The 14253-nt window shown below is 61.2% G+C and carries 16 protein-coding genes; 9 read left to right on the top strand and 7 right to left on the bottom strand.

What is annotated here, in order from left to right; all coding sequences use genetic code 11:
- Window positions 1–9 precede the first annotated feature (9 nt).
- Together D4A92_RS11495 and chrA are read right to left on the bottom strand one after the other, a co-directional pair.
- The gene (locus D4A92_RS11495) at window positions 10–858 is read right to left on the bottom strand and encodes a TIGR01459 family HAD-type hydrolase (protein WP_203013166.1); all 849 of its coding nucleotides are present in this window, start codon (window positions 856–858) and stop codon (window positions 10–12) included.
- A 109-nt stretch (window positions 859–967) separates the two neighbouring features.
- Complete coding sequence (gene chrA, locus D4A92_RS11490; RefSeq protein WP_203013163.1) at window positions 968–2323, bottom strand: chromate efflux transporter; 1356 nt, start codon at window positions 2321–2323, stop codon at window positions 968–970.
- Between the two features lie 150 nt (window positions 2324–2473).
- On the opposite strand from chrA, the gene groES reads away from it, so the two are divergent.
- Window positions 2474–2770, top strand: coding sequence for a co-chaperone GroES (gene groES / locus D4A92_RS11485; protein ID WP_006726594.1), 297 nt, complete (start codon window positions 2474–2476; stop codon window positions 2768–2770).
- 69 nt (window positions 2771–2839) lie between these two features.
- Window positions 2840–4480 (top strand): chaperonin GroEL, encoded by a 1641-nt coding sequence (gene groL / locus D4A92_RS11480; RefSeq protein WP_006726593.1) that lies wholly within the window; start codon window positions 2840–2842, stop codon window positions 4478–4480.
- Window positions 4481–4703: 223 nt separating this feature from the next.
- Here groL and D4A92_RS11475 read toward each other — a convergent pair whose 3' ends face one another.
- On the bottom strand, window positions 4704–5627 hold the full coding sequence (locus D4A92_RS11475) for a lytic transglycosylase domain-containing protein (RefSeq protein WP_203013160.1): 924 nt from the start codon (window positions 5625–5627) through the stop codon (window positions 4704–4706).
- A 696-nt stretch (window positions 5628–6323) separates the two neighbouring features.
- On the opposite strand from D4A92_RS11475, the gene D4A92_RS11470 reads away from it, so the two are divergent.
- On the top strand, window positions 6324–6764 hold the full coding sequence (locus D4A92_RS11470) for a hypothetical protein (protein ID WP_203013157.1): 441 nt from the start codon (window positions 6324–6326) through the stop codon (window positions 6762–6764).
- Window positions 6765–6831: 67 nt separating this feature from the next.
- On the opposite strand, the gene D4A92_RS11465 is transcribed toward D4A92_RS11470, so the two are convergent.
- On the bottom strand, window positions 6832–7539 hold the full coding sequence (locus D4A92_RS11465) for a glutathione binding-like protein (protein ID WP_203013155.1): 708 nt from the start codon (window positions 7537–7539) through the stop codon (window positions 6832–6834).
- A 223-nt stretch (window positions 7540–7762) separates the two neighbouring features.
- Between D4A92_RS11465 and D4A92_RS11460 the strand changes: the two genes are divergently transcribed.
- Window positions 7763–8212 (top strand): DoxX family protein, encoded by a 450-nt coding sequence (locus D4A92_RS11460; protein ID WP_203013153.1) that lies wholly within the window; start codon window positions 7763–7765, stop codon window positions 8210–8212.
- 210 nt (window positions 8213–8422) lie between these two features.
- On the opposite strand, the gene hisG is transcribed toward D4A92_RS11460, so the two are convergent.
- The 3 genes from hisG to hisS all read right to left on the bottom strand — a co-directional run bounded on the left by hisG (window position 8423) and on the right by hisS (window position 11892).
- A complete protein-coding gene (gene hisG, locus D4A92_RS11455; protein ID WP_203013151.1) occupies window positions 8423–9118 on the bottom strand; it encodes an ATP phosphoribosyltransferase in 696 nt (231 codons plus the stop codon).
- Window positions 9115–10236 (bottom strand): ATP phosphoribosyltransferase regulatory subunit, encoded by a 1122-nt coding sequence (locus tag D4A92_RS11450; RefSeq protein WP_203013149.1) that lies wholly within the window; start codon window positions 10234–10236, stop codon window positions 9115–9117. The genes hisG and D4A92_RS11450 overlap by 4 nt, the downstream gene beginning before the upstream one ends.
- A gap of 165 nt (window positions 10237–10401) precedes the next feature.
- On the bottom strand, window positions 10402–11892 hold the full coding sequence (gene hisS, locus D4A92_RS11445) for a histidine--tRNA ligase (protein WP_203013147.1): 1491 nt from the start codon (window positions 11890–11892) through the stop codon (window positions 10402–10404).
- A 153-nt stretch (window positions 11893–12045) separates the two neighbouring features.
- On the opposite strand from hisS, the gene relB reads away from it, so the two are divergent.
- The 5 genes from relB (at window position 12046) to copM (ending at window position 14174) form a co-directional block, all read left to right on the top strand.
- Window positions 12046–12273, top strand: coding sequence for a type II toxin-antitoxin system RelB family antitoxin (relB, locus tag D4A92_RS11440; protein WP_203013145.1), 228 nt, complete (start codon window positions 12046–12048; stop codon window positions 12271–12273).
- A complete protein-coding gene (locus D4A92_RS11435) occupies window positions 12257–12526 on the top strand; it encodes a type II toxin-antitoxin system RelE family toxin (protein WP_203013142.1) in 270 nt (89 codons plus the stop codon). The genes relB and D4A92_RS11435 overlap by 17 nt, the downstream gene beginning before the upstream one ends.
- Window positions 12527–12529: 3 nt before the next feature.
- Window positions 12530–13276, top strand: a complete 747-nt coding sequence (locus tag D4A92_RS11430; protein ID WP_203013139.1) for a hypothetical protein — start codon at window positions 12530–12532, stop codon at window positions 13274–13276.
- Entirely contained in the window at window positions 13273–13725 is a 453-nt protein-coding gene (locus tag D4A92_RS11425) for a hypothetical protein (RefSeq protein WP_203013136.1), read from the top strand. The genes D4A92_RS11430 and D4A92_RS11425 overlap by 4 nt, the downstream gene beginning before the upstream one ends.
- 65 nt (window positions 13726–13790) lie before the next feature.
- Entirely contained in the window at window positions 13791–14174 is a 384-nt protein-coding gene (gene copM / locus D4A92_RS11420; protein ID WP_203013134.1) for a CopM family metallochaperone, read from the top strand.
- The last annotated feature ends 79 nt before the right edge of the window (window positions 14175–14253 follow it).

Here is a 14253-nt window from a genome sequence, read left to right as displayed (position 1 = left end):
GGTCCCGCCTCATGCCAGCCTGTGCATCCAGAATTGAGGCGCGACCTTTTCCCGGTCGAGGAAAAGCTTAAGGCGGGCCTCGTCGGTCACATTGTTCGTCGCGTAGTCGGCAGCGTGAATGCCACCAGAGATGTAGAGGAGATCGAGGCCTGCATCCACCGCACCCTTGACGTCGGTCGGCATGCCGTCGCCGATGGCAAGCACGCGGGACTTGTCGAACTCGCCGCGGGCTTCGCGGGCAGCCGCCAGCGTCGCTTCATAAATCGGGCTGTGCGGCTTGCCGGCAATGCGGGTCTCGCCACCGAGTGCGGTGTAGAAAGCAGCGACTGCGCCAGCGCAAGGGATGATGCGGTGCCCACGCTCGACCACGAGATCCGGGTTGGCGCAGATGAACGGCACCTTGCGGGCGACGAAGGCGGTCAGCATGTCGCGGTAATCTTCGGGCGTCTCGACTTCGTCGTCGAAGAAACCGGTGCAAACGACGCAATCGGCTTCGTCTGCCGAGACAACCGTCACGTCGAGCCCGTCGAAGAGCGGCATGTCACGCTCGGGGCCAAGCAGGAACACCTTCTTCGGGCCGGCAGCGATCAGTGTGCGGGTGACGTCACCCGAGGTGACGATGCGGTCGTAAGCCGTGTCGGGAACGCCGATGGCGCGCAATTGCGGAATGACGCCGATGGCCGGACGCGGCGAATTGGTGATCAGCACCACCGTCAGGCCCTTTTCGCGGGCTGCCGTCAGCGCTTCACCGGCGAGCGGAAAGGCATCGATGCCATTGTGCAGCACGCCCCAGACATCGCAGAGGATGACATCATAGGAGCCGGTCACGTCGCCGAGGGTGGAAATGCTGCGGGTCATCGTCTGTCCTGACTGGTCAAAGTGTGACCGGTGACATGGCAAAGGACGGGCGGCAAGGCAAGGGGCAAGAGCGCCGGAGATCGAAATTGCTCCGGCTGCTCGCAGCGCTTCAGAGCAGGAAACGCGCCGCGAGACCAAGCGCGCCGGCAACCAGAAGCGTCTTGCCGATGCCAAGGTGGAAGCGGAAGATCATGACTGCGGAGAGCACGGCGATGACCAGTGCCTGCCAGTCAAGCGATGACCAGGTGGGATGCGGCAGGGAGAGGGTGAGCGGGCCGAGCCTGGCGAGTACGACCGGCTCGACCTCCGTGAAGATCACGTGCAGCGCGAACCACACGGCCAGGTTCAGAATGACGCCGACCACAGCGGCGGTGATGGCGGAGAGGGCTGCGCTGAGGAGCCGGTTACCACGCAGCCGCTCGATATAGGGAGCGCCGGCGAAGATCCAGATGAAACTTGGGATGAAGGTGGCCCAAGCCGCGATCAGGCCACCGAGGAGACCGCCGACGAGCGGGTCAAGCGTGCCGCTTTCCCGGAAGCCGGCGAGGAAACCGACATAGGAGAGCACGAGAACCAGCGGTCCCGGCGTCGTTTCGGCCAGCGCCAGACCATCGAGCATTTCGCCGGGTTTCAGCCAGGCATAGTGATCGACGGCGACCTGCGCGACATAGGCGAGCACGGCATAGGCGCCGCCGAAGGTGACGAGCGCCATCTTCGAGAAGAAGCTCTGGATTTCGGGAAGTGCCGTTTCCGCCAGCAGTAGCCACAGAAGTGGCAGGGGTGCCAGCCAGACGGCGACCCAGAACAGCAGCGTTGCGATCTGGCCGAGAAGCGGTGGTCTTGCCCGCACTTCTTCGGTGATCTCGACGGCGGCCGAGGTGGTGCCTCGGGCGTGAACGAGGCCCGCCAGGGCTGCCGCAAGGACGACTAGCGGAAACGGCAGAGAAAAGAGAAAAAGCGCGATGAAGGCGGCCGCCGCGAGGCCGCGATGGAAACCGCTCTTCAAGGCCCGTTTGCCGATCCGGACCACAGCTTCCACGACAATCGCGAGAACCGCCGCCTTAAGGCCGAAGAACAGGCCCGTGACCAGGCTCGCCTCCTGATAGACCGCATAGAGGCCAGACAAAACAAGAATGACGGCCAGACCCGGAGCGACGAAGAGCAGACCCGCGGCGATGCCGCCGCGTACGCCGTGCAACAGCCAGCCGATATAGGTCGCAAGCTGCTGGGCTTCGGGCCCCGGAAGCAGCATGCAATAATTCAGGGCATGCAGATAACGGTCCTCGTCGATCCAGCGCTTTTCCTCGACGCAGATCTTGTGCATCAGCGCAATCTGCGCCGCTGGACCACCAAAGGACATGAGGCCGATGCGGGCGAAGGCCGAGACCAACTCGGGAAATGCAGGCGAAACCTGGGGCTGCAGGGAAACTTCACTTGCGTGGATGTCGGTGGAATTCGCCGGCATTCACCAGTCCTTTTTTCACGCGCTCGCTTGACTCGGCCGAGCGCTGTTCTTATCTCAACCTCGCTGGCACTCACCAAGGGCGAGTGCTAACAGTATCGATGCGGACCCGCTCTGCGGTCCGCGAATGTCATTTGATCGAGGGATTAGACAATGGCAAGCACAACTTTCCGTCCGCTTCATGACCGCGTTGTAGTCAAGCGCGTTGAGTCTGAAGAAAAGACCAAGGGCGGCATCATCATTCCCGACACCGCCAAGGAAAAGCCGGCCGAAGGCGAAGTCATCGCTGTTGGCCCGGGCGCCCGCGACGAAAGCGGCAAGCAGGTTGCTCTCGACGTCAAGGTCGGCGATCGCGTCCTGTTCGGCAAGTGGTCCGGCACCGAGGTCAAGCTCGATGGCGTCGACCTGCTGATCATGAAGGAAGCCGACATCATGGGCGTCATCGGCTGATTTCAGCGCGATCACCCCTCTTCATATTTAACCAAGTCAACAATGGGCTAGACGCCCGGGAGTTTGAACATGGCTGCTAAAGAAATCAAGTTTGGCCGCACCGCGCGCGAAAAGATGCTGCATGGCGTCGACATCCTCGCAGACGCCGTGAAGGTAACGCTCGGCCCGAAGGGTCGCAACGTCATCATCGACAAGTCCTTCGGTGCTCCGCGCATCACCAAGGACGGTGTATCGGTTGCCAAGGAAATCGAACTCGAAGACAAGTTCGAAAACATGGGCGCCCAGATGGTCCGCGAAGTTGCTTCGAAGACCAACGACATCGCTGGCGACGGCACCACCACGGCTACCGTTCTTGCCCAGGCCATCGTTCGCGAAGGCAACAAGGCCGTTGCTGCCGGCATGAACCCGATGGACCTGAAGCGCGGTATCGACCTCGCTGTTGCAGAAGTCGTCAAGGACCTGCAGGCCAAGGCAAAGAAGATCTCGACTTCGGAAGAAGTAGCTCAGGTCGGCACGATCTCGGCAAACGGCGACACCCAGGTTGGCCGCGATATCGCTGAAGCCATGCAGAAGGTTGGCAACGAAGGTGTTATCACCGTCGAAGAAGCCAAGACCGCTGAAACCGAACTCGAAGTCGTCGAAGGCATGCAGTTCGACCGCGGCTACCTGTCGCCCTACTTCGTGACCAACCCGGAAAAGATGGTCGCCGATCTCGACGACGCGTACATCCTGCTGCACGAAAAGAAGCTCTCGAACCTTCAGGCCATGCTGCCGGTTCTCGAAGCCGTCGTTCAGACCGGCAAGCCGCTCGTCATCATCGCTGAAGACGTCGAAGGCGAAGCTCTTGCTACGCTCGTCGTCAACAAGCTGCGTGGCGGCCTGAAGATCGCTGCCGTCAAGGCTCCTGGCTTCGGCGATCGCCGCAAGGCCATGCTGGAAGACATCGCCATCCTCTCGGGCGGCACTGTCATCTCGGAGGACCTCGGCATCAAGCTCGAGTCTGTCACCCTCGACATGCTCGGCCGCGCCAAGAAGGTCTCGATCACCAAGGAAAACACCACCATCGTTGATGGTGCTGGCCAGAAGTCCGACATCGAAGGCCGCGTTGCCCAGATCAAGGCGCAGATCGAAGAAACCTCTTCGGACTACGACCGCGAGAAGCTGCAGGAACGCCTTGCCAAGCTGGCTGGTGGCGTTGCCGTCATCCGCGTTGGCGGCTCGACCGAAATCGAAGTCAAGGAACGCAAGGACCGCATCGACGACGCGCTGAACGCAACGCGCGCTGCTGTTCAGGAAGGCATCGTTCCTGGCGGTGGTACGGCTCTGCTTCGCTCCTCGACCAAGATCACGGTCAAGGGCGTCAACGACGACCAGGAAGCCGGCATCAACATCGTTCGCCGCGCCCTGCAGTCGCTGGTTCGCCAGATCGCCACCAATGCTGGTGACGAAGCTTCGATCATCGTCGGCAAGATCCTCGACAAGAACGAAGAAAACTACGGCTACAACGCCCAGACCGGCGAATTCGGCGACATGATCGCCATGGGTATCGTCGATCCGGTTAAGGTTGTCCGTACGGCTCTGCAGAACGCAGCTTCGGTTGCTTCCCTGCTGATCACCACCGAAGCCATGATCGCCGAACTTCCGAAGAAGGAAGCTGCTGGCGGCATGCCGGGCGGCATGGGCGGCATGGGCGGCATGGACATGATGTAAGACCCATCGGGTCTTACCATCGGGTCCAGAAAAGCCGCCCATCACCTAAAGTGGTTCAGCGCGTCAAGCGCGCTGAACAGGCGGCATGGACATGATGTAGGACCTATCGGGTCTGACATCTGAGCCATCCGGTTCAGTCTTTCGGAAGGGCGGCCCTCGGGCCGCCCTTTTGTTTTGTGCGAGGATGGGATCGGGAGCCCTCGGACTTCCCTTCGTTGCAGCTCTAGTTCCTGAGAACCGTGCAATAGCCACCTGCGGCCCGGATCTCGGCGCAGAGCCTGTTCGCTTCGGCACGGGTCTCGCGGCCGATCCTTGCGGCGTAACGCGGGCTGTAGCCGAAATTGCCGCCGCGCTGGCGCACGATGAGCGCGCGCTCGGCATTGAGCGGTGCCGGCAGCCGGCTGATGGCTTGGGTGAACAGCTGATCGACCACGGCTGGCCGGAAATGCCCGGCCAATTGCACGCCCCAGGGCGCCCAATCGGCCGAGCCTGCAAATACCGGCTCCTTCATCCGGCGCTTGTCGGCGAGCACCACGCAAGCATCTTGAAAGCTGGAGGCTTCATCAAGCGCCGGCGCCACGATCTCCGGTGGCTTGTCCCGCCACATCTCGACGGTGGCACCGGTGATGGCGAAGACATAATCGCGCGTTTCGATGGGCAGGCGTTCGGTGGTGAGGTACCGGGAAAACCCGTATTCGCCTGCATTATAGGCCGCGGCAGCAAAGCCGAAATTGCCAAAGCGCGTTTTCAACTCGCCAAGATAGGCGGCGGAGGCATCGAGCGCGTCCAGAACGTCAAAGCTGTTGGACAGCCCGCGCATGCGCGCCGTGCCGGGCATGAACTGGGCGATGCCTTCCGCCCCTTTCGGACTGACCGCTTCCGGCCTGAAAAGGCTTTCCCGCCAGATCAGGCGCGCAAAAAACGAAGGCGGCACGTCATGTGCCACCGACAAATGTTCGATCGCACCGCAGAGATCGGCGTTGAACGTGTCTCGCCTGATGCACAGCGAAGATGAGCCATAGGTTCCCTCATAAAGACATTCCGGCTCATCGGCGGACGGCTCGGCCCGCGCGCTTGACGGCGCGGATGCAGCCGCAGTCACGAGAATTATACCCGTCAGGATGAGGGCTCGCCGCGTGACATCCATCCAGACCACTCCCCTCGACCGAACTTCGGACCATTATCTTATTCGCGTTTACCACCAGCACAACCGGGGATTCCCTCGACCCGCCTTCTCTCGTACTTCTCGTTGATAGATCCAAAGATGGCCAAGCTGTATCGGCCTGCGGGCAGTTGACAGTGGTCAGCATCGTATAACAAGTTGCGTTGCACCGGATGTGTTCGCAAGTCACATCGGCGAAAAGACCTTCTTCGAAATTCTTAATTTTATATTATTCTAATATTTAGTGCTTTTGGAATTGACACAGTTCCTGCACCAATTCGGGACATGAACCGTTTTCACGCTGAATAAATCATGGTATCGAAACTGTTAATTCCGATGCGTGCAAGATTTTCTTCTTCAACCTTCTTGTGGGAGTCGGTTGAAAGCCTTCTCTAGCTTGCGCGCAAGGGGCACACATCGTGGCGATTGGGGGCAACTCGCGACGGTGTTTTACGCCTGCTGACCTTTCGGATCCGCCGCAAGGTCTCAGCGTCAACGTCGTGTGGTCCCGATGGACGGAAGCACGGTGTCTGCGGTTCTGGCGGACCGCTTGAAGAACCTGGTGAACGGGCATCCGCTCGCCGGCGTTTTCGGTTTCGGCCGGATGGGGTCGGCTGCGGGGTCACATACTTCGGGCCGGGGAAATTGGGGCCAGTTCTGGCTATCGACTTGGGGAACGCCTTGTTCAAAATAGCAAATGCCAATCTTGCGACCACCTTCACGGTGAGCGAACAGGATGGAAACGGCCTGCTGGGGCAGCATGCCTGCCGTTTCGGACTGTCCGAGGACTGGACCGGCGACCTGACCAACGGCCTGCTGAAGCTCGGGAACCATGCACGCAGCCTGCATGGCCTCGAAAACCATGAATGCGGCCTGCTGACCGTGATGCGCTGCTATGATCAGACGGATCGCGGCCATATCCTGCGCCTATTCGAACAGGCGGCAACACAGCCGTCGCGCTTCTGCTATTCGACCACCATTGTGTCGGGCGCCCAGCACCGGCAACCGGTATTCTGCATCGGCGAGTCCTCCGGATTCGAAGGCAGCGGCGGCAACATGGTCGGCCTGTTTATCTTCCCGCGTTTTCAACTGCCGACGACCGCATCCGTCACGCCGAGTTGAGCCTTCTGAGGGCGAAGTCAGAGAAGGCGCCGTGATCCGGCACCTTCTCTGAGGATTTGATACCGTCTCAGTCTCGCGACGGTATGTTCAGGCCCTTCTGGCTCGCCGGGCGGGCTTCGGCCCTCGCCCACCAGTCAAGCACGCGCGGGAAATCGGCAAGGCCGATATCCTCCTCGCCGTCGTAGAAAACCTTCAGGCAACGGACCCAGGGCCAGGTGGCGATGTCGGCAATGGTGTAGTCCTCTCCCGTCAACCACGGCCCCTTCGCAAGAGCAGCCTCCAGCACGCCCAGCAGGCGGCGGGTCTCGTCACGATAGCGCTCCGCCGGATAGGGATTGTTCTTCACCTTGTCGGCGGCAAATTTGTAGAAGTGGCCATACTGGCCGAACATCGGGCCGACACCGCCCATCTGGAACATCAACCATTGCAGGACCGTATAACGGGCTGCGCCGTCCTTGGGGAGCAGCTTGCCGGTCTTGTCGGCGAGATAGATCAGGATCGCACCGGACTCGAAGAGGCCGATCGGCTTGCCGTCCGGGCCATTGGGATCGATCAGGGCGGGTATGCGACCATTCGGATTGAGCGAGACGAATTCAGGGCTCTTCTGCGCGTTACTGCCGAAATCCACCAGATGCGGTTCATAGGCGAGCCCGAGCTCTTCCAGAGCGATGGAGACTTTCACGCCGTTCGGGGTCGGCAGGGAATAGAGCTGGATGATGCCGGGATCGGCGGACGGCCATTTGGCGGTGATGGGAAAGGTCGAAAGATCTGCCATGGGGGAGGCTCCTTTGCGGTTTGACAGGGCAAAGGTAGGGAGCGCGGGCGACGACGGGAAGGGTTCGGCGGAGAACGAAACCGCTTTGAGCGTTTCATTTTTGTGAACGATCAGTCAAAGACTGTTTACCTATGCCTGCGACAAAAAAGCATGCATCAAGGCGGCACTGACTGAGGCCGCCACCGATGGGGGTTTCAGCGTCAACGCTCAACGGAGTTCCCCCATGTCCGCGACCAATAACGGCCTTCTCGTTCTCGTCCGTATCCTTCTCTCATTCATGTTCATCATGTCCGGCTTCGGCAAGCTGACCGATCCGGCCGGCACTGCCGGCATGATCTCCGGCGCAGGCCTTCCCGCCGCCGACCTTCTGGCCTATGCCGCCGGTCTCTATGAGCTGGTTGCCGGTCTCTTCATCCTCGTCGGCTTCCAGACCAAGATCACCGCCTGGACCATCGCTCTCTTCTGCGTGTTCACCGGTCTCGTCTTCCACACCGGCACCGTTGCCATCGAAGGCTGGCCGGAAGGCGCACTCGGCTGGATCAACACCCTGAACCAGATCATGGTGATGAAGAACGTCACGCTGGCTGGCGGCTATATCGCTCTCGCCATCGTCGGCGCCGGCGCCTACTCGATCGACGCCCGCCGCGGTTCGGCCCAGGCCGTCGCAGCCTGATATCCCTGCCCCACAAGGCAAAAAGAAACCCGCTGGAGCGATCCGGCGGGTTTTTTCGTGAGTGAGAGTTATGTTCTGAAAATGCCCCTCATCCGCCTGCCGGCACCTTCTCCTCGCAGGCGGGGAGAAGGACGAACCCGCCAAGGCCTGCAGTCCCCTCTCCCCGCTCGCGGGGAGAGGGTCAGGGTGAGGGGCAAATCTCAAGCAGACTCAGAGTACGCCGCGCACAGCCTCGATGATACGGCCGATCATCTCATTACCCTCGTGCTCCGGCTTCCTTGCCCGCACGAGGCAGGCCTCGGAGCGCAGGATGACGCCATCGGAGAGCACCTTCAGGTGATTGGCGCGCAAAGTCGAGCCGGTCGAGGTGATGTCGACGATGATATCGGCTTGGCCGGCAGCGGGCGCGCCTTCGGTGGCGCCCAGGCTTTCGACGATGCGATAGAGCTGGATGCCGTGGCTGCCGGAAAAATGCTGCTGGGTCAGGCGCCAGTATTTGGTGGCGATGGCGAGCCGGCGGCCATGGCGGGTGCGGAATTCGGCGGCGACATCGCCGAGGTCAGCCATGGTATCGACGTCGTACCAGATCTCGGGGACGGCGACGACGACATCGGCATGGCCGAAGCCGAGGCGAGCCGCGATCTCGACGCGGGCATCAGCTTCGGCGAGCCCCTCGCGGATCAGGTCTTCGCCGGTGACGCCGAAATCGACCGTGCCATTGCCGATCTCGCGCGAGATCTCGGAGGCCGAGAGATAGGCGATCTCGACATCATCAAAACCTTCGACGCGGCCGCGATAGGAGCGGTCGTTGCCGACGGCGACAATCTTCATTCCCGCGCGCTCGAAGATCGCGGAAGCATCGTCCTTCATGCGGCCCTTGGAGGGCAGACCGATGGTGATGGTCATGACGCGCTCCTCTCGGTTTCGATGCGATCCAGCCAGAGCGAGAAGCCGACGGCCGGAATATGCGTCTCGGCGCCAAGCAGGGTGAGCAGCCGGTCGAAGCGGCCACCGCCGGCGAGGACTGCGGGTTTCCCCTTCACCGCGACCTCGAAGACGAGGCCGGTGTAATAATCCAGCGGACGACCGAAGGCGGCGCGGTAGGTGATCCGATCGAGATCGACGCCCGTGCTGGCGAGTGCCGCAACGCGTTCGTCGAAGCGGCTGAGTGCTGCCCCAAGCTTCAGGCCTGCGGCATCGGCAAAGCCGGCAAGGGCGGCCGAGGCATCGGCAAGCGGCAGTTCGAGCGAGAGGAATTCGCGCAGCAGCAGCAGGGCGGCGCCATCAAGGCGAGTCTCCGAGAGCTCCAGCTTTTCCTTCAGACGGCGGGCGATCTCGGCCGGCGTGCGGCTGGCATTAGTGAGATAGCCGGTTTCCTGCATGGTTTGATCGATATGGGCGATCAGGGCCTCCTGATCTCCCTTGGCGAGGAGTGCGGAAACTTGCGGATCGAGACCCGGCACAGGCGTCGGGGTCGCCAGAGTGCGCAGCAGCTGCTCGATCTGGGCGGAATTGCCGAAAGCCTGGATCAGGCGCTTCTGCCAGCCGGCGGGCAGACCGAGCGCCTTGACCACGGCTTCGAAGACCGACTGGTCGCCAAGGGTGACTGTGAGCGGCTTTGTCGGCAGCAGTCGGGTAAGGATGGCGACGCTGTCTGAAATCGCGCGGGCATCCGAGGCGGCAACGGCGATGTCACCGAGATCCTCAATGCCGGCTTGGTAGAATTCCTGCGGGCCTTCGCGGCGCTGGCGGAAGACTTCGCCGAGATAGGCATAACGCTTCGGCGTGCCGGTCGCGGTTTCGATGTGGCGGAGGCAGACGGGGATGGTGAATTCCGGACGCAGGCACAAGCTTTCGCCGCGCTCGTTTTCGGTGAGGAAGATGCGACGACGCAGGTCCTCGCCGGCCATATCGAGGAAGGGCGCCGCCGGCTGGATCACGGGCGTATCGACGCGGGTCGTGCCGCGGGATGTGAATTCTTGCAGGATGGTGCCGGCGAAATCGGGCATGTCGGTCAGGGGCATGGAATTGAACCTGGAATGTGTTGATACCCCCCTCTGCCCTGCCGGGCATCTCCCCCACAAGGGGGGAGAGCGGGTTGGGGCCGACCTCTCGCGCTGACCCCACTCTCCCCCCTTGTGGGGGAGATGTCACGAAGTGACAGAGGGGGGTAAAACCACGAACTCAACTCAAACACCCTTCGCCCGACGGCGATCTTCCGCCTGGGCGGCCAGGATCTCCTTGACCTTGGCGACCAGGTCCGCCTCGGCCACGACTTCCTGGGCCACGCGCGCCTCGCGCCATTCGGCATTGTCGGTGATCTCGCCGGAGAGGCGCTTGCCCTCGATCAGGTCCTTGATCTGCACGACGCCTTGCGCGCGCTCGTCGCCGCCCTGGATGATGGCAATGGGAGCATTGCGGCGGTCGGCATATTTCAGCTGGTTGCCGAATTTCTTCCAGTTGCCCTGGTACATTTCGGCGCGGATGCCTTCGGCACGCAGCGCTTGCGTGAAGCGCTGGTAGCGGCCCATGCTCTCGACATCGCCATCCATGACGGTGACGAGGACCGGACCAAGCACTTCGTCCTGGCCGAGCTTGCCGAGGTTTTTGAGCGCCGTCATCAGGCGCGAGACGCCGATGGAAAAGCCGGTGGCCGGCACCGGCTGGCCCATGAAGCGCGAGACGAGGCCATCATACCGTCCGCCGCCGCCGACCGAGCCGAAGACGACCTTTTCGCCCTTTTCATTGGTGACGTCGAAGGTGAGTTCGGCTTCGTAGACGGGGCCGGTGTAATATTCGAGACCGCGAATTACCGACGGATCAATCTTGATGCGATCGGATTGATAGCCAGCAGCCGTGACTAGCTGTTCTATCTGCATGAGTTCGCTCTGCCCCTGAACATACAAGTCGCTCGATGGGTAGAAGTCATCGTCAGAAAGGTAGGACAAGACCGACTGGATCTGCGTATCGTTCAGGCCTGCGCCTCTGGTGAAGTCTCCGCTGTCGTCTTTACGACCTGCGCCGAGCAGCAACTTGACGCCGTCCAATCCAAATTTGTCGAGCTTGTCGATAGCCCGCAAAACATTCAGCCTCTGCGCAGCATTTTCATCGCCGCTCAAGCCGATAGAGTCGAGCACACCGTCAAAAACCTTGCGGTTGTTGACCCGGATCACATAGTCGCCGCGCTTGATGCCGAGCGCTTCCAGCGTATCGGCCATCATCATGCACATTTCGGCATCGGACTGGACGCCCGGCGCGCCGACAGTGTCTGCATCGAACTGCATGAACTGACGGAAGCGTCCAGGACCCGGCTTCTCGTTGCGGAAGACATAGCCTGCACGATAGGTGCGGAACGGCAGCTGGATTTCCTGAAAATTCTCCGCGACATGGCGGGCCATGGGCGCGGTCAGGTCGTAGCGCAGCGACATCCACTGGTCGTCATCGTCCTGCAGCGAGAAGACGCCTTCGTTCGGGCGGTCCGAATCCGGCAGGAACTTGCCGAGTGCGTCGGTATACTCGAAGAGCGGGGTCTCGATCGGGTCGAAACCATAGCGCTCATAGACCTCGCGGATGGTCTCCATCATCTGGTTGGCAGCACGGATGTCGGCAGCCTCGCGATCGACGAAGCCGCGCGGCAGGCGGGCCTTCAGCTTCTGGGGCTTCTTGTTCTTATCGCTCATGATGACAACCGGAATTTCGTTTCAAAAAGGTGCCGGTGTCTTAGAGGATCAAGGATTTGGCGGCAAGGGCGAAGGCGGGTGGGCGCGAGGGCGGATGCTGGAAAATGGGCGCTTTCACTGGTATGCTGAGGCTTCGAAACAGGGATCGCTCCGATGAACAAGCGCGTCACGCTCGATATGCCGGAAGAAATGCATCAGTTGATCGTCGAATACGCCTCGGAAGCCGGCGCGGAGCCGGATGATTATCTGCGCCAGATGATTCAGCGCGAACTTGAAAATCTCCAGGATCTCGCCGCTGCCGACGAGGCCGTGAAGCGTATCAGGAGCGGCGAAGACAAGGTTGTCAGTTCCGAGGAGTTCTGGCGTGGCCTGGACGATTGAGTATCGTCAGCCCGTTCGGAAAACGGTCGAGAAACTCGATCCTGTCATTCGCCGCCGTATAAAACGGTTTCTGGAAGAGCGGCTTGCCAAACACGATAATCCCAGAAGCCTTGGAGACCCGCTCCATGGGAGCAAACTCGGTGCCTATTGGCGCTACACAGTTGGCGACTACCGCATCATCTGCGATATCCAAGACGGAAAACTCATCGTGCTTGTGGTCGAGATCGGCCATCGCTGTTCCGTCTATCGGTAAGACATGATCCTCGAAGCCCTGAACTATGCCGCGACGTGGCCTTTAACCTCGACAGCGCATCGCCCGTTGATCCGTTCCTCCGTCAATCTCTGGGCGCGTGCCAATCGCTGTCGTGCGGCATGGGTCGAGCATGAACGCCGGACGAAGGCGGCCATTCTCGGGGCTGCTAAAGGATGCCGGCAGCGGCGGACGGTGGTGGTGCTCGGTTCCGGGCTGTTGCGCGATGTGCCGGTCATTGAGCTGTCGCGCTTGTTCGACACGGTGGTGCTGGTGGATCTCGTGCATCTGGCAAGCGTAAGAAGCTGGCTCACGGTCAAGCGGCTGAAGAATGTCCGGCTGATCGAGCGGGATCTTTCCGGGCTGGATGCGCTGCTTGCCCGCCAGCCTTTGCAGCCGCTCGCGTTTCTCCGACAGGTGCCCTATCTCGATCTTGTCGTCTCTGCCAATCTCTTGTCGCAGATCGGGATCGGCATGAGCCGGCGTCTCGAAGGTCATGCCGAGGAAGAAGCGCTGATCCGTCAGGCGATCGCCGCGCATGTCGAGGGACTGGCACAGGTTTCGGCCGAGACCTGCCTCGTGACAGATGTCAGCTGTACCGTCATCGACCGCTCCGGAGCTGCGCAGGAGACTATAGACCTGATGCACGGCGTCGATACGGGCGCAGCTCGGGAGCGTTGGGACTGGCCGGTGGTTCCCTTCGGCGAGGAAAGCCGCGACTATCAGATCGTGCATCACGTGATTGCGCATTGAGCGGCGGCACTGTCGGCCTTGCATTCGCCTCGATCCAGCATCATCTTCATCGCATGCAAGTGCTCGCCCGCCTCCTGCTGCTGATCGCAGCTTTCGCCTATGGCACCATGCCGATGACCGGCATGTCGGTGATGGCGATGCCCATGGCACATGCGATGGACGCCAGCGATCCGCATGGGACGTTTTCCGCACCCACGATCCAAGCCATGATCGATGTCGATTGCCCTCATTTGGTCAGCCGCATGACGGCTGCCGATAATGACGATGCTACTGAGCACAGCTCCAAGCCGATGAAGAGAAGCTGGCATTGCTCAGCCTGTTTGACCCTGCCGGCCCTTCCCGCCGTTGCCGACAGCGGAAAGCCGGCGCGCGCCGCCGAAGCGATCACTCTTGCGCCACGGCTCGTGTCTCAGCTGATGGCGCCGCAGACGCCCCCTCCCCGCGCCTGATCCGATGACACCGCGCTGCCTTTGGCACGCGCATTTTTCTCATCAGATCAGCACAGGAGACTTCAATGCTGAAGACAATTCTCGTTGCCGCGTCGCTCACGACCGCGCTTTACACCTCTGCCGCCTTCGCCCAGGACGCAAACATGCATCAGGGCCACGACATGTCCAGCATGGACCATGGCATGATGAACGATAGCCCCTCTTCCAAGGCCTTCCAGGAGGCCAATGCGAAGATGCACAAGGACATGACCATGGAATTGACCGGCAATGCCGATGTCGATTTCGTCCGGGGCATGATCCCGCATCACCAGGGCGCGATCGACATGGCCAAGATCGTGCTGGAGCACGGCAAGGATCCGGAGATCCGCAAGCTCGCCGAAGAGGTGATCTCAGCCCAGGAAGGCGAGATCGCCATGATGAAGGAATGGCTTGCCAAGAACGGGCAATAAGCTCCGCCAGATCCGAAAACCGCAATGGCGCCTTCGGGCGCCATTGCTTTGCCGTTCAGACGGATTAGTCTCACGCTCC

The organism is Rhizobium rosettiformans (genome assembly GCF_016806065.1).
Classification (GTDB): Bacteria; Pseudomonadota; Alphaproteobacteria; order Rhizobiales; family Rhizobiaceae; genus Allorhizobium.
Note: the sequence above shows the minus strand (reverse complement) of the source record. Positions and strands in the feature narration are given on the sequence as shown.

Coding starts and splice junctions, on each gene's coding strand:
- groL (WP_006726593.1), top strand. CDS start 2,840: ATGGCTGCTAAAGAAATCAAGTTTGGCCGCACCGCGCGCGAAAAGATG.
- D4A92_RS11460 (WP_203013153.1), top strand. CDS start 7,763: ATGTCCGCGACCAATAACGGCCTTCTCGTTCTCGTCCGTATCCTTCTC.
- D4A92_RS11465 (WP_203013155.1), bottom strand. CDS start 7,539: ATGGCAGATCTTTCGACCTTTCCCATCACCGCCAAATGGCCGTCCGCC.
- D4A92_RS11430 (WP_203013139.1), top strand. CDS start 12,530: ATGATCCTCGAAGCCCTGAACTATGCCGCGACGTGGCCTTTAACCTCG.
- chrA (WP_203013163.1), bottom strand. CDS start 2,323: ATGCCGGCGAATTCCACCGACATCCACGCAAGTGAAGTTTCCCTGCAG.
- D4A92_RS11495 (WP_203013166.1), bottom strand. CDS start 858: ATGACCCGCAGCATTTCCACCCTCGGCGACGTGACCGGCTCCTATGAT.
- D4A92_RS11450 (WP_203013149.1), bottom strand. CDS start 10,236: ATGCCCCTGACCGACATGCCCGATTTCGCCGGCACCATCCTGCAAGAA.
- groES (WP_006726594.1), top strand. CDS start 2,474: ATGGCAAGCACAACTTTCCGTCCGCTTCATGACCGCGTTGTAGTCAAG.
- D4A92_RS11475 (WP_203013160.1), bottom strand. CDS start 5,627: ATGGATGTCACGCGGCGAGCCCTCATCCTGACGGGTATAATTCTCGTG.
- hisS (WP_203013147.1), bottom strand. CDS start 11,892: ATGAGCGATAAGAACAAGAAGCCCCAGAAGCTGAAGGCCCGCCTGCCG.
- relB (WP_203013145.1), top strand. CDS start 12,046: ATGAACAAGCGCGTCACGCTCGATATGCCGGAAGAAATGCATCAGTTG.
- copM (WP_203013134.1), top strand. CDS start 13,791: ATGCTGAAGACAATTCTCGTTGCCGCGTCGCTCACGACCGCGCTTTAC.
- hisG (WP_203013151.1), bottom strand. CDS start 9,118: ATGACCATCACCATCGGTCTGCCCTCCAAGGGCCGCATGAAGGACGAT.